Consider the following 15,608-nt stretch of genomic DNA (forward strand, 5'->3'; position numbering starts at 1 on the left):
TTTATACAACCATAAGTGAGTATATAAGTTCAACTGAGGTCATTATAATCACAATTAAAATAAGATGAATAGAAGTATACTAGATTTGCTGATGAGTAGAAAAGGAGTATATACTCAAAACGATCTTTGAAATAGTGTTATAGTGGAGATAAATATGTTACTTTGTGTTCTGACAATAAAAGTATTATGAAAGTAGCAGAAGTAATCAAATCAATAACTACAAAAGATAAAAATAGAGCAATGCAATTGCCTGTTCGTGAGCTAGAACAAGAGAGTAAGGGGCACTATGTAGCTTTTGTAGATGATGGAGAACAGAGCTATGATGTACAGTTGTTTATTCAGGCTGCTAAGATTACTGCGCTTACTTGTGATTGTCCGAATGGAGAAACACTTTGCCTCCATAAAGTAGCGGTATTGCTAGCTATGGAAGATAGTAAGGGAGGAACGAAAAAGAAATCCACTACTACAGGAGTGAAGACTAAAAAGAAAAAGCTAACTGAGACAGAAGAAGTAATGCTTCGTGTAGATAAGGAAGCTATCACAGGATGGCTGTCAGAAGTCTTTAAAAAGAATAAACCTTTAGAACAGCTCTTTTTACTTACTTTTTCGACTGATGAAACACAATACACCACAGATCAGGTAAGAGAGATTATGGAACAGACGATAAAGTCGGTTGCGGGACGTCGAAAAACATTAGAAGGGGCGAATGTGAAGAAGCTGATGGACTTGATGAATATTGCTTTAGAGCCTGTGAATCACTATGTGACTGTCAGTATTAATAAACCAATCACATTGGATATCTTTTCGACTGTGATCGAAACCATGACAGACTTTCAGAATCGCATTAGAACGTATAGTAAGAAGATTGATTTGTTCTATGATGAGTATATACATTGGTTGGCATTGACCATTAATAATGTACAAGTTAAATCAGTGTGGGAAGAGGTGATTAAGAATATTGTTTATAAGACCTTCGAACACTTTGTAAACAAGAAAATAGAAGGTAAGACCTATTATAATTTCTTAGTAAAAGAGGTCTATCACTCTGCTAACAAAGAACAACAAAAGTATATCGCAGATGAGCTAGTAGTACACATACTTTCTATGCCTGTCAAACGTCAATTGATGGACTTTGAATATGTACTTTTCTTAAAAGAAGTAGCACTAGACCAAGATGTATATGATAAAGTACAACAGTTCTTTTCAATAGATATTTATAAGAATTAGCACCTGCTCTAACAACTAGATAAAAACTACTCAATTTGTGAGTATATATCAGACAAAGTTGTTACCTTGGGAGGATCAAACCAACAATACCATGTTTAATACAGAAACTTATAAGAGAAGAAGAGAAGTTCTTCAACAAAATATTCAAGCAAAGGGAATCTTATTGTTTTTAGGAAATATAGAGAATCCAATCAACTTTGCTGACAATGCTTCACATTTCAGACAGGATAGTACGTTTTTGTACTACTTTGGTATCCAACAACCACACTTAGCTGCTATCATTGATTTAGATGAGCATAAGACAATCGTATTTGGAGATGAGATGTCTATGGATGCTATTGTATGGATGGGACGTCAAGAGACTTTAAAAGAAAAATGTGAGAAAGCAGGTGTAGTAGAGACAAGACCTTATGCAGAATTAGCTATTTATTTAGCGACTGCTATGAGCGTGAAAAGAAATATTCACTACCTACCTCCTTACCAATCATTCAACAAGATTTTATTAAGTGAGTTACTACATATTTCTATAGTAGACTTTAAACCATCTGTGCCGATGATTCAAGCTATCGTAGCACAACGAGAAATCAAAGAAGCACAAGAAATAGTACAGATAGAAGAAGCACTAAAAGTATCTAATCAGATGCACTTATTGGCTATGCGTATGGCTAAGCCTGGAGTGAAGGAGTATGAGATCGTGAGTGCTATTCAAAATGTGGCAGGGAGTCATAACTGTGAGTTAGCTTATAACTCTATTGTGACAATCAACGGAGGTATTTTACACAATCATTATAAGATGAATACTTTACAGTCGGGTAAGTTATTGTTAAATGACTCTGGTTGTGAGACGCCAATGGGGTACGCATCTGACTTGACGCGTACATATCCTGTAGATAAGACTTTCACACCAGAACAACGTGATCTTTACAATGTAGTTCTTAATTCTTTTGAAGGAGCTAAGGCAGAGTTAAAAGCAGGCGTGAAGTATAAAAATGTACACCTAAAAGCCTGTGAGATATTAGCAGAAGGGTTAATCGACTTAGGATTTATGAAAGGAAATGCACAAGATGCTGTAGCTAATCATGCGCATACGATGTTCTTCCAGTGTGGATTAGGGCATATGATGGGACTTGATGTACATGATATGGAAGATTTAGGAGAACAGTATGTAGGATATACAGCAGAAGACCCTAAGGATACGAAGCAGTTTGGTATTAAATCATTGCGTTTAGGAAAAGAGCTAAAAGCAGGACATGTACTAACTGTAGAGCCAGGTATTTACTTTATTCCAGAGCTAATCGAGATGTGGGAGGCAGAGAAAAAATATGCAGAGTTTATTAATTATGACAAGGTAAAACAGTTCGCTCACTTTGGAGGTATCCGTATTGAGGACAACTTCTTGATTAAAGACAATGGTTATCAATATTTAGGGCCAGAGTTAATCAGAACTGTTGCGGAGATAGAAGATTATAAATCTAATTACTAAGAAGCTATTTTTATATTTAATATGAAGCCGATAAGTACTAATAAACTTATCGGCTTTTTATATAGAAGTATAAATGTTTAATAAGTGTACACATGGGGATGTTAGATAAAACAAATGGCAGTATATTTTTAGAAGAATTTAATTGTAGACTGTATAAGGGAATGCAGTTAGAAGAATTAAAACAAACAGACTATTACAAGGCTAAATATGATAGCTTTAGAGATGTTAATACAGGATATTTCTGGTATGGTTTTAATCATTTTGATTGGGAAGGGTATCAAGTTCGGATTAGTATTTGCTTCTTTGGAGATAGCTTAGAGAGTATGTATATATACACTAGCGATGACAGAGATGCTAAGACTTGGGATGATTGGTCAGAAAAGAAGGAGATGGAAGTCTTTGAACGCAATAATTCTTTTATGCGTAAACTGTCAGGGGAGAAAGGAAAGAAAAAGAATTCACCTTATCCTCAGTGGAGTATCGCTTTTGAGTGGGGAACTTTATGGTCTGTATATGATCCTAGAAGTGCAAGTAGTATATCAGGTCTGTCTTATAAAAAGTAGATTATATTTTCTATAATTAATTGAAATAACGATTGGTGATATAATAAATACAAGTAGTAGTTCAAAATAATTATATATTAATAATGTCTGATTTGTGTAATAATGTCAATGGTTATTGCGTTAATACTATGCATACATAGTATTTTAAATCAACCTAATCCTAACGCCATGCATTACTACCAATTACACGATCAACTCAAAAAGCTTTTTAATACAGAAGATGACTATATAAAAAGTGAAGAACTAGGTATTGAATTCTTTAAATACGATTTTGAATCTACACAAGCAGCTAATGTACTATGTGGTTCAGATAAATTGTATTGTGATGAACATCACGAGAGTTTTGAAGATACTTTTTGTAAGCTGATTACAGATACAGATCACCTATTAGATATTTCTGATTATAGTGTAGAGGAGAATAAGAAGTTTAAGATTATTGTTTTAAAGACATTAGAGCAAGAGGTTTCAGAAGAGACTATAGTCATGTTTCACGGCTTAAATGAGAAGAAGTGGGATAAGTATCTACCTTGGGCATATGAGTTAGCAAAACGTACTAAAAAAGCCCTAGTCTTGTTTCCTATAAGCTTTCACATGGATAGAGCACCTCTTGAATGGTCTGATCGAAAACTGATGTTTGAGGTGGCTCAGAAGAGAGCGATGCATTGGCAAGAGAATTCAGATACGAGCTATGTCAATGCAGCATTGAGTACACGTATGGAGGCTAATCCACAACGTATGTTTTGGTCGGGATTACAGACATATTACGATTTTATACAATGGGAGACTCAACTAAGAGAAGGTAAGTTCCCGAGTCTTTCTAAAACAGCTTCTATTGATTTGTTTGGATATTCTATAGGCTCGTTTTTATCTATTATTATTCTGATGGCGAATCCTAATGGCATATTGAATAATGCTAAGTTAGTTTGCTTCTGTGGAGGAATGACTATTGATCGTATGTTCCCAGTATCGAAGTATATTATGGATGGAAAAGCAACTATTATGATGCAAAAAGTCTTTGCTCAATTACTGACAACTAAGTTTATAGCAGAACCTCGTCTAAATCACTATCAATCCAAAGAATTACACCCAGGGGAGAGTTGGTTTAAAACAATGCTTCGTTACAATCATCACCAAGAAGAAAGAGAAGAACGCTTAAAAGAATTAGAGAATCAAATCTACTCTGTCAACCTTAAAAATGATGAGGTAGCTCCTGCTGTAGAAGCTTTAAATATGCTAAAAGGACCGTATAGAGATGTGCCTATTGGAGTGGATATTTTAGACTATCCTTTCTCCTATAGTCATATGGTTCCTTTCCCTTTAACAATCAAGAATGCAGAAGAAGTGGATACTCATTTTAATCTAACAATGGCTAAAATGGCTAATTTTTATCTGTAGTTATTAATAGGTTAAAAGGCTTGCTCTCATTGAGTTTGAAAGCTGTTTTAAATAGGCGATATTTGAAAAGTATAAGAAATAAATAAAAATAATTAACCAAGTGTATTAAAATTATATATACATTTGACTTATCAAATAAACAAAAAAGACATGTATCCAAGTCAATTACATCATCATCATCATTCTACTTGTACTCTTACGAGCTGGTAATGATATGGTGTATTTGAAACCAAAATATCTAATTATCCCGTTTGAGTAAATCAGACGGGATTTTTTGTTTTTAAGCGTATTGCTATTTGATACTTCCTATCGGTTTACTCGAACATTTTAATCAAAAAATAATATGAGTAAATTAAAAATTGCAATCCAAAAAAGTGGACGTCTTAGTGAGAAATCCCTAGAATTATTAAAAGAATGTGGCATTAAGTTTCCCAATGGTGGTGGTAAACTAATTGCCGAAAGTAAGAACTTCCCTATCGAAGTACTGTTCTTGCGTGATGATGATGTAACGAAATATGTAGAACAACAAGTAGCTGATATCGGTATTGTAGGAGAGAATGTGTACTTAGAGGCTAATCTACCTGTTAAGGTATTAGAATACCTAGGCTTTGGTAGTTGTAGATTGAGTTTAGCTGTATCTAAAGAAGTTGACTATACTGGTATTACTTACTTTGAAGGCAAAAAGATTGCAACTTCTTATCCCTTTATCCTAGAAAAATACTTAAAACAACAAGGCGTGAATGCTTCTATAGAGTTTATCTCAGGAAGTGTGGAAATAGCACCTAGCATAGGGCTAGCTAATGGGGTATGCGATATCGTGAGTAGTGGATCTACGCTAATGTCTAATGGACTTAAAGAAGTAGACAAGGTGCTAGACAGCCAAGCAGTCTTAATTAGCAACCAAGCTTTAGGAGAGGAGAAACAAGTCTTATTAGACAAACTCTTGTTTAGAATTAAGTCTGTTTTAAATGCTAAGGAACGCAAGTATATTTTATTAAATGCTCCTAATGATAAGTTAGAACAGATCATCTCTATACTACCAGGGATGAAGAGTCCTACTGTTTTACCCTTAGCAGATGAAGGTTGGAGTAGTCTACACTCTGTTATCCAAGAAGACCAATTCTGGGATATCATCGACGAGTTAAAAGCCTTAGGAGCAGAGGGAATTCTAGTAGCTCCGATAGAAAAAATGATTTACTAAAATAAGAAGCTATGATAACAGTATATAAACCTGCAAGAGAAGAATGGATAGGGTTAACAAAGCGTCCTATTATCACAACAGAAAGTCTAAATGAGAGTATCAGTACAGTACTCAAACAAGTTAAAGAAAGAGGAGATCAGGCTATTCAGAATTATACTTCATTATTTGATGGAGTACAGTTAACAGACTTCAGAGTAAGTAGACAGGAGATAGAAGAAGCCGCTACTTTAGTTAATCAGGATATCAAAGATGCTATAGCTATAGCTGCATCGAATATCAGAACGTTTCACCAGTCTCAGTTATCTACAGAAGATAAAGTAGAGACGACAGAAGGAGTGACTTGCTGGAGAAAGAGTGTAGGAATAGAGAAGGTAGGGCTTTATATACCGGGTGGTACAGCTCCGTTATTCTCCACATTATTAATGTTAACTATTCCTGCTCAACTAGCAGGTTGTAAAGAATTAGTATTGTGTACACCGTGTAATAAACAAGGCAAAGTAAATGAGGTAGTTCTTTATGCTGCGCAGTACCTAGGTATAGAGACTATCTTTAAGATTGGTGGAGCACAAGCTATTGCTGCCATGGCGTATGGTACAGAGACAGTGCCTCAAGTCTATAAGATATTTGGCCCTGGTAATCAATATGTAACTAAGGCTAAAGAGTTAGTACAGGCACAAGGCATAGCTATCGATATGCCAGCAGGGCCAAGTGAGGTCTTAGTCGTTGCAGATCAAGAGGCTGATGCAGATTATATAGCAGCAGATCTATTATCACAGGCGGAGCACGGAACAGATAGTCAAGTAGTCTTTGTGACCACAACGAAGCAGAAGATAAGTGAAGTAGCTGAGGCATTGGAGAAACAGCTTGAGGAACTACCTCGAAGAGACTTAGCGAAACAGACGCTTAATAATAGCTTGATGATAGAATTATCGACTATAGAAGAATGTATTGCTTTTAGCAATGCTTATGCGCCTGAACACTTAATCTTAAATATAGAGAATGCTGAGAAGTATATAGACTTAGTGATCAATGCAGGTTCTGTATTCTTAGGTGCTTATTCTTGTGAGAGTGCTGGTGATTATGCGAGTGGTACGAATCACACCCTACCTACTAATGGCTATGCTAAGAGCTATAGTGGCGTATCGGTAGACAGCTTTGTAAAGAAGGTTACTTTTCAAAAGTTAACGAAACAAGGACTAAAGAACATAGGTAAAACAATTGAAGTAATGGCAGAGGCAGAAGAGTTAATCGCTCATAAAAATGCTGTTAGTATTCGCCTTAAAAAACTAAGCAATGAGTAATAATAAAATAAGTATAAACGAATTAGTTCGCCCTAATATTAAGGTTTTATCCCCTTATACAAGTGCACGGGATGAGTACAAAGGTGATATAGGAATATTCTTAGATGCAAATGAGAATCCGTATGGTATAGTGAATCGCTATCCTGATCCATATCAAGTAGAGTTAAAGAAAACCATTAGTCAGATAAAAGGAGGAAACCCAGACCAATTATTTTTAGGTAACGGAAGTGATGAAGCGATTGATTTAGCCTATCGAATATTCTGTGAACCTAGTAAGGATAAAGCTATCGTATTTACCCCTACTTATGGGATGTATGAAGTATATGCTAATATTAACGCTGTTGAGTTAATCACACTTCCTCTAGATGATGCATTTGATTTAGAACTAGCAGTAGTAGAACCTTATTTAGAAGACCCTACTGTGAAGCTGATGTTTATCTGTTCGCCTAATAATCCTACGGGTAATCTATTAGATAGAAACAGTATCACAGCATTATTAACGAGATTTAAAGGGATAGTCATTATAGACGAAGCTTATATAGACTTTAGCAATGAGCCTTCTTGGTTAGAGGAGTTAGTGAAGTATAACAATCTTATTGTTCTACAGACTCTTTCTAAGGGATGGGGAATGGCAGGACTTCGCATCGGTATGGCATGGATGAGTGAGGAGTTAATCTCTTATTTTAACAAGGTAAAATCTCCTTATAATCTAAGTAGTGTAACACAAGAAGAAGCTATAAAGCAACTACAAGATACAGAGGGATTTCAACAAAGGATAAAGCTACTTATCGAGGAAAGAGAGAAACTCATCCAAGAGTTGAAGCAACTTTCTATTGTGAAGAGAGTATGTCCCTCACAGACTAATTATCTATTAGTTGAATTTGGTAATGAGGATAAGGTATATGAAGCCTTGATTAATAAGCAAATTATCGTGAGAAATAGAAGTAAGGTCGTAGAGAATACTTTGCGTATTTCGATAGGTACACCAGAGGAAAATAACCAATTAATAACTGCATTAAAAACAATAGATCGTGAGTAAGAAAGTATTATTTATTGATAGAGACGGAACTATTATTAAAGAACCTGAAGACTTTCAGATTGATAGTTTTGAGAAGTTGGTATTCTTACCTAAGGCTATTTCTAGTTTGTCTAAGATAGCGAGAGAGTTAGATTACACTTTAGTTTTAGTTAGTAATCAAGATGGGCTAGGAACTGCTTCATTTCCAGAAGATACCTTTTGGCCTGTGCAGAACTTTATATTGGATACACTAGCAGGAGAGGGAGTGACATTTACAGATATTTATGTAGATAACTCTTTTGACTATGAAAATAAACCTACGCGTAAACCTGGATTAGGAATGTTAGGTAAGTATGTCTATGGAGATTATGATTTAACGAACTCTTATGTCTTAGGCGATAGGTTGACAGATATACAGTTAGCAGAGAACTTAGGAAGCAAAGTTATTTATATCAATGAAGTTGCAGATGAGCGTGCCACATTGAGCACAATAGATTGGCAGGAGATCTATCAGTTCTTAAAGCAACAACCCCGTATAGGTAAAGAATACAGAAAGACGAATGAGACTACGATTGATATAGAAGTGAATCTAGACAGCGCTAAAGACTGTGTTATCGAGACAGGTTTAGGATTCTTTGATCATATGTTAGAACAAGTCAATAGACATGGTAATATAGGTTTAAAGATAAAAGTCAAAGGTGACTTACAAGTAGATGAGCACCACACAATAGAAGATACAGCTATTGCACTAGGTTCTGCGTTTAAGCGTGCCTTAGGCAATAAGAAAGGCATAGAGAGATATGGCTTTTTACTACCGATGGATGAGTGTTTAGCTCAGGTAGCTATAGACTTTGGAGGGAGAGCATGGCTGATGTGGGACGCAGAGTTTAAGAGAGAGAAAGTAGGAGATATGCCAACAGAGATGTTCTATCACTTCTTTAAATCTTTTGCTGATGCAGCGAGTTGCAACCTGAATATAAAGGTAGAAGGTGACAATGAGCACCACAAGATAGAGTCGATCTTTAAAGCCTTTGCTAAAGCAATAAAGATGGCAGTAAGTAAAACGGAGAACTATAATATACCAAGTACTAAAGGCATACTATGATCGCAATCTTAAAATACAATGCAGGAAATGTACAGTCTGTACAGAATGCTATAGAACGACTAGGGTATCAGACCATAGTCACAGATGATGTAGCGATACTTACCTCTGCGGATAAAGTGATTTTTCCAGGAGTAGGAGAGGCTTCTTCTGCGATGAGGTATTTAGTAGATAAAGGATTGGATAAGGTTATCGTAAGTTTAAAACAGCCTATACTAGGGATATGTTTAGGAATGCAATTGTTGTGCAATTCTAGTGAAGAAGGGAATGTAGTAGGATTAGGTGTCTTTGACAATGAAGTAAAGCTTTTTCCTGCCACAGATATTGTTCCTCATATGGGATGGAATAATTGTGATATGATAGAAGAAGAGACCTTGTTTAAAGGGATTGAAGAGCTAGATGATTTCTACTTTGTACACAGTTATTATGCTACTTTATCTAAGGATACTATTGCTGTTAATAATTATATCGTGCCCTTTTCGGCTGCTTTAGCTAAAGGTAATTTTTATGCAGTACAGTTTCACCCTGAGAAGTCAGGTAAAGTAGGAGAACTATTATTGAAGAATTTTTTAGAATTATGAGAATCATACCAGCGATAGATATAATAGACGGACAGTGTGTTCGACTATCAAAAGGAGATTATAATACCTCTAAAGTGTATAATACAAGTCCAGTAGAGGTAACGAAGCAGTTTGAAGATGCAGGAATTAAGTATTTACACGTAGTGGATCTAGACGGCGCTAAGTCAAGCCAAATAATGAATGCTAAGGTATTAGAAGAGATAGCTACTCAGACCAATCTACAGATAGATTTTGGTGGAGGTATTAAGAATGACTCGGATATCATCACTGCCTTTAACAGTGGAGCTAAGCAAGTGACTGTAGGAAGTATAGCGGCGACTAAGCCTGAGCTATTCTTAACATGGTTAGAGCGATACGGAAGTGAGCAGATTATATTAGGAGCAGACTGTAAACAGCGCAAGATTATGACCCAAGGGTGGTTAGACTCTGCGGATACAGATGTGCTAGAGTTTATCCAATCGTATGAGCAGAGAGGAGTATCCTATACCATAGTCACTGATATAGAAAAAGATGGAATGCTAAACGGACCTGCTATTGAGTTGTATAAAGAGATTATAACGAATACTGAGGTGAAACTGATCGCTAGTGGAGGATTAACTACGGTAGCAGAATTATACAAGCTAAAAGAGATAGGTTGTGAAGGAGTGATCATCGGAAAAGCGATCTATGAAGGAAGAATAACATTAAAAGAGTTGAGTGAATTATGCTAAAGAAGAGAGTAATAGCGTGTATGGATATTCAGAATGGTGAGGTAGTCAAAGGGGTTAACTTCGTTGATATACAGCGAGCTGGTGATCCTATAGCGTTGGCAAAACGCTATGTGGTAGAGGGCGCAGACGAATTAGTCTTTCTGGATATTACAGCTACGATAGAGAATAGGAAGACGCTGATCAGTTTAGTCAATGAGATTGCGAGTCAGATTAATATCCCTTTTACCGTAGGTGGCGGCATTAGTACTAGAGAACAAGCAATAGATTTAGTGAGAGCAGGCGCAGATAAAGTAAGTGTCAATTCAGCTGCTATCAAGAGACCTGAGCTAATACAGGAGATCGCTCAGGCATTGGGGAGTCAATGTGCAGTAGTAGCGATAGACACGAAGTACGAAGAGGGTGAATGGTGGGTATACAGTGCAGGAGGGCGTATCAAGACTAAGTTAAAGACTATAGACTGGGCAAAGCAAGTAGCTAGTTTAGGAGCAGGTGAGATACTGTTAACCTCAATGAATAATGACGGTACGAAAGCGGGCTTTGCACTGGATATTACAGCTGAGGTAGCTAAAACGGTAAATATACCCGTGATCGTATCTGGGGGCGCTGGGAGTATAGATCACTTTGCACAAGTGTTTACTCAGACGCAAGCGACAGGTGCGTTAGCGGCTAGTATATTTCACTATGGAGAAATAAGTATACCAGAGTTAAAGCAAATATTAAAAACAAATAATATAAGTGTAAGATGAAACTAGATATAGATTTTAATAAAGGCAACGGGTTAGTACCTGTGATTATTCAAGATAAGGATTCCATGCAGGTATTGATGCAAGGCTATATGAATGAAGAAGCCTATCAACAGACGATTACAGAAGGTAAAGTAACGTTCTATAGCCGTACTAAAAATAGACTCTGGACTAAAGGAGAAACTTCAGGTAATTATTTACTAGTAAAAGAGATTTTGACTGACTGTGATAGAGACTGCCTATTGATAAAAGTAGAAGCTATTGGAGCTACTTGCCATACAGGAAGTACTTCGTGCTTTGGAGAGATTTGTGATAAAGGTTTTGTTTACATCTTAGAGAATATCATCAGTGAGCGTATTGATAACAATGTAGAATCATCTTATACCAATCAACTATTTAAGAGAGGAATCAATAAAGTTGCTCAAAAAGTAGGAGAAGAAGCAGTGGAGTTAGTTATCGAAGCCAAAGACGATAATGATACTCTTTTTAAGAATGAAGCAGCAGACTTATTATATCACTACCTTATTTTATTAAAAGCAAAAGGATTTACTCTAAGTGATATAGAATCTGTTTTAAAAGAAAGACACCTTAAATAACTATCCCTATATGTAGTGATATATAGTCTTGTTTTAAAATTCTAATATTTCGGTTTAGAAAAAAATATTTTCTAAATATGCGAATTTTGATAAGCTATATGTCAAAACAAAACAGACTTGTCATTTATGATCAAGTCTGTTTTTGTTTAATTTATATTGACTAGCTGTTTCCTTTTGGATGACAACTAGTAAGAGGTCAATAAGTTCGTGTTCAGTCCGTTATTTTGTATGAATTAACGGAGTCAGTATGGACTCATAACGGACTCACTACGGACTCATCCCTACTTTAAGTGCTACATTAGTAATAGAAAAGTAACTGAAGTATGCTACCAATCTTTTAATGCAAATACCTGTGAACGCGAGTTTACATTTAACTTCAGATATATATTACTAATATGATATTTAGTCGTACTTATCGTTATACTCAATTCATGTGCTATCTCTTTATTAGTCAGTCCATCCCAGATGAGGTAGAGTACATCTACTTCTCTCTCCGTTAGTTTATAATTGTTCTTTAAATGATAAGACAAGTCTCCTTGATGATCCTTAAGTGTAATAGTATCAGGTTGTTTTAGAGTTTGTGTATTCTTTTCATGAACTAGCAGTTTATGGTAATTCTTCAGCATTAATACATATTGAAACATAAAAACACGGTTGCGTACATTGTGTTTTTGGTTTTTTCTGACTAGCACATAGTTATTAATAATACTCAATACGATAATCGCTGATACATATAGCTTTAAGTTTGGCATAGCGTGATTCTGAATAGTGATAGGGTCATCTATTTCTAGATTGATAAAGCTCAGTCCTAACAGAATACACAATGATATTAAAAAAGCTACATAAAGATAGTATTGCTTTCTGTGTTTTAAATTCCTTTTAGTTAATTGTACAAAAATAAAGAATACTAAAACAGTAATGTCCAATACTACTGAATGTTTGCCTCCATATAGATAGCTAGAGAAGTATAATACAATGGCTATGATAGAGGTAAGAGAATATAATTTTAATTCATTCTTATACATAAATCTCTTCGTTCCGAATGGGTAGTATGTAGATAGTAACATACCTGTAAAAATGATAGAGGAAGAAAGAATAGTTGCTTTTAAAAAAGATTCAACTGCTTGTAAATGAATATGAAATAGGTTTAGGATATCACCTGTTATAAAACAAAGTGTAATAAGTAACTGTATAGATAAATAACTAATCCACTTACGTTCTTTAAAGATTTGGTAGATAATAAAACTAGCTATTAATCCTAAGAAAGCCATACCATAGAATATACCTGATACAAAATAGTTGATAGGTAGATCTATATAGGATGTCATTTCATGGTGTAGTTGTACACCGCTGAAGTTATTAATGCTTATAGTGCTTTGAAAGGTAGATAGCTGACCCAATCCAATATTCTGAAGCATTTTTGGAGCTATATCAAATAGGGTATATGAGGTGTAGGTGAGTACTATATCCTTTATATTAATGAATAAAGTAAGTAGCCAAGTTATAAGGACATAACTCAGTATTACCGATATAGGAATCAATCCTATATGGGTATATTGTTGTTTTTTTTTCGAATCCATTTTAATTTTTTAACAATAAATAATCAATACCATAGAATAGAGTACGAGGGGATAGCTGCTGTCTTAGCCCAAAACAGTAGACATCTGTACTTTTCTATAATAGCAATTTTTGACTTTGATAGTGAGAAAGTCTATATAGTTAGTGTACTGTTAGTATTAGTTAAGGATAGAGTGGTGAATAATACTAGCGTAAAACAAACTATATGTGATATACTAAGTGTTTTTTAGTACTTAAAAGATATATTGATCTCTAAATCTTCTTTTCTGTAATTGTTAAATATTTTAGAAGTATAGCTTCTAATAGGTGGTGTTATGTATTTGATTTTGAATACATCTAAGAGAATTGATTTTAGTGTAACCTCTTTGTTTTTAGGTTGTTGTTGTTCTTTTCTCATGTTTATTGTTGTTTTGTTTTGACTAAGCAATATAGAGTGAAAAGCTGTAATATGTACTATAACAAAGTATAGTTCTTTGTTAAATAATTACCCTATTTATCTGTTTAAGACATTTGTGAATTAGTGTGTTATGCGAATAGAGGAAGGTTTTATAAGACTAATGACATTTATTAACAGTTAGACTAAGGCTGTTGTTAAAAGTGAGCTTAAGTTATGATATCTTAAATATAGACTAGGCTAGGAAAGTATTAATTTTTAGAGTGTTTTAGTGATCTGTTTCCTTTTAGTTTTATAACATATTATTCTGTAAAATATATTAAAGTAATAGTCAACTTCTAACTACTGAAGGTACGTTGATTGCACTATTTATCTAGATTATTATAAAAATCATATATCGTATTATCGATTCTATTTTAAGACTTTTTAGGTTTTAAGAATCTTTTATATATAGCGTAACCTAGACTATTTTGACACTATTTTACATTTTTTAAAATCACATTGTATCATTCGAATTGTTGATGTTTCACATTTTTTGGTGTAACAAATAATGGGTAAATACTGTTTTTTAGAATCGTTGAAATTAGTTAGGTACTAGTACTATTTTAAGTTTTTAAATATCTGTTTTTTAGCTGTTTATTGTTTTTAAGAGCGTCTTTTTAAACTTTTTAAAAGTATCAATTTAAGATTATTAACAACCGTATTGGGCTTCTATTTATGATAAAAACCATGCTTAAGTATAGGCACTACCTCTCGTGCAGTGACTAATTTTGTTTTTGAATTTGGGAAGAGATATAGTTCCAATGAATCTAGATAATATTAGCAGTTCTGATTTTGTGGGGACAATGGAGAACTGTTACGCTCCCTCAAGATGTTTTAATAGTACATTCAATTGAGGGAGTTTTTTTAGAGGAGTGGAGATAGTGCTATATGTCTAAACAAATTCCCTTACTAACGAATTATTATAAATCTGATTCCTTAGGTTTTCCTATGGATGACAGAAGAAGTTTATTAGCAAAAACGATTTGAATACTTGGTATTGGTTGATAAAAATAGATAGCATCAGTAGTATCCGTTATTTCGCTCTAATTAAGAACTCACATGTAGTACTGCGAAAGTAGTAGAGAGCGAGATAGTGATTTACTAGTTGTAAATTTTATGAACTGTAGCCTAATATCTAGCTAGTCGTTTTGTGCCTGTGAATGCAACAAGCAGAGAACTGTGTTTCGATGTAGTACATAGGAATTAGTAATTATCGAGTAGATAAGTTCTAAGTTTCACTGTGGAGTGGAAGTGGAGCTTAATAAATTAATCTTTATCATTTATGGAAAAAGTAAGTATGGGAATAAGAAAGAAGTAAGTATAAAAGGTTTTGAAACTAGGTTTTGAAAACTTCGCCACGAAGTGGTGTTAAGATGAGACTTATAGGGTAAGTAAATCTTTTATTCGATAGTAATTGTTCTTCGCGAATTCAGTTCTTCGTTTAATTGTTATTCCACAACTCACAATAGCTGGAATACATTACATGACAACTCACAATAGTCATGTATGATGTTTTTTTACTCCCGTAATTTAAATCTTACATCCTCTTCAATGTAATGATTATGATCTGTGCTCTAAACTCACAATAGGAGTCTGGTCATAATAATATTTTCTAAGTACACGACAAAAAACTAAAGCAATTGATATTTAAAGGGTTGTGTCCATTTTTAGAGA

General features: G+C 34.6%; 14 protein-coding genes. 12 read left to right on the forward strand and 2 right to left on the reverse strand.

Annotated elements, in window-relative coordinates; genetic code table 11:
- Positions 1 to 186 precede the first annotated feature (186 nt).
- The 12 genes from MODO_RS11490 (at position 187) to hisIE (ending at position 11,920) form a co-directional block, all read left to right on the forward strand.
- Entirely contained in the window at positions 187 to 1,227 is a 1,041-nt protein-coding gene (locus MODO_RS11490; RefSeq protein ID WP_059050984.1) for a hypothetical protein, read from the forward strand.
- Between the two features lie 37 nt (positions 1,228 to 1,264).
- A complete protein-coding gene (locus MODO_RS11495) occupies positions 1,265 to 2,710 on the forward strand; it encodes an aminopeptidase P family protein (protein ID WP_016648963.1) in 1,446 nt (481 codons plus the stop codon).
- Positions 2,711 to 2,802: 92 nt separating this feature from the next.
- On the forward strand, positions 2,803 to 3,273 hold the full coding sequence (locus MODO_RS11500) for a hypothetical protein (protein WP_016648964.1): 471 nt from the start codon (positions 2,803 to 2,805) through the stop codon (positions 3,271 to 3,273).
- Between the two features lie 108 nt (positions 3,274 to 3,381).
- A complete protein-coding gene (locus MODO_RS11505; RefSeq protein ID WP_029988614.1) occupies positions 3,382 to 4,668 on the forward strand; it encodes a DUF6051 family protein in 1,287 nt (428 codons plus the stop codon).
- Positions 4,669 to 5,011: 343 nt separating this feature from the next.
- Entirely contained in the window at positions 5,012 to 5,869 is an 858-nt protein-coding gene (hisG, locus tag MODO_RS11510) for an ATP phosphoribosyltransferase (RefSeq protein WP_006258520.1), read from the forward strand.
- A gap of 11 nt (positions 5,870 to 5,880) precedes the next feature.
- A complete protein-coding gene (gene hisD / locus MODO_RS11515; RefSeq protein WP_039330261.1) occupies positions 5,881 to 7,170 on the forward strand; it encodes a histidinol dehydrogenase in 1,290 nt (429 codons plus the stop codon).
- Entirely contained in the window at positions 7,163 to 8,209 is a 1,047-nt protein-coding gene (gene hisC, locus MODO_RS11520) for a histidinol-phosphate transaminase (RefSeq protein WP_059050986.1), read from the forward strand. Before hisD ends, hisC begins: the two co-directional genes overlap by 8 nt.
- Positions 8,202 to 9,293, forward strand: coding sequence for a bifunctional histidinol-phosphatase/imidazoleglycerol-phosphate dehydratase HisB (gene hisB, locus MODO_RS11525; RefSeq protein ID WP_039330257.1), 1,092 nt, complete (start codon positions 8,202 to 8,204; stop codon positions 9,291 to 9,293). The genes hisC and hisB overlap by 8 nt, the downstream gene beginning before the upstream one ends.
- Positions 9,290 to 9,871 carry an imidazole glycerol phosphate synthase subunit HisH gene (gene hisH / locus MODO_RS11530; protein ID WP_006258516.1) on the forward strand — a complete coding sequence of 194 codons (582 nt, stop codon included), beginning with the start codon at positions 9,290 to 9,292 and terminating at the stop codon, positions 9,869 to 9,871. The genes hisB and hisH overlap by 4 nt, the downstream gene beginning before the upstream one ends.
- Entirely contained in the window at positions 9,868 to 10,581 is a 714-nt protein-coding gene (hisA, locus tag MODO_RS11535; protein ID WP_059050989.1) for a 1-(5-phosphoribosyl)-5-[(5-phosphoribosylamino)methylideneamino]imidazole-4-carboxamide isomerase, read from the forward strand. Before hisH ends, hisA begins: the two co-directional genes overlap by 4 nt.
- On the forward strand, positions 10,575 to 11,327 hold the full coding sequence (gene hisF / locus MODO_RS11540; RefSeq protein WP_006258514.1) for an imidazole glycerol phosphate synthase subunit HisF: 753 nt from the start codon (positions 10,575 to 10,577) through the stop codon (positions 11,325 to 11,327). Before hisA ends, hisF begins: the two co-directional genes overlap by 7 nt.
- Positions 11,324 to 11,920: a bifunctional phosphoribosyl-AMP cyclohydrolase/phosphoribosyl-ATP diphosphatase HisIE gene (gene hisIE, locus MODO_RS11545; RefSeq protein WP_006258513.1), complete on the forward strand. Its 597-nt coding sequence runs from the start codon at positions 11,324 to 11,326 to the stop codon at positions 11,918 to 11,920. Before hisF ends, hisIE begins: the two co-directional genes overlap by 4 nt.
- Positions 11,921 to 12,246: 326 nt before the next feature.
- Here hisIE and MODO_RS11550 read toward each other — a convergent pair whose 3' ends face one another.
- Both MODO_RS11550 and MODO_RS19480 read right to left on the reverse strand, forming a co-directional pair.
- A complete protein-coding gene (locus MODO_RS11550) occupies positions 12,247 to 13,500 on the reverse strand; it encodes a helix-turn-helix domain-containing protein (RefSeq protein ID WP_059050991.1) in 1,254 nt (417 codons plus the stop codon).
- Positions 13,501 to 13,724: 224 nt separating this feature from the next.
- Entirely contained in the window at positions 13,725 to 13,895 is a 171-nt protein-coding gene (locus MODO_RS19480; RefSeq protein WP_006258511.1) for a hypothetical protein, read from the reverse strand.
- Between the last annotated feature and the right edge of the window lie 1,713 nt (positions 13,896 to 15,608).

This window comes from Myroides odoratimimus (assembly GCF_001485415.1).
Lineage (GTDB): Bacteria > Bacteroidota > Bacteroidia > Flavobacteriales > Flavobacteriaceae > Flavobacterium > Flavobacterium odoratimimum.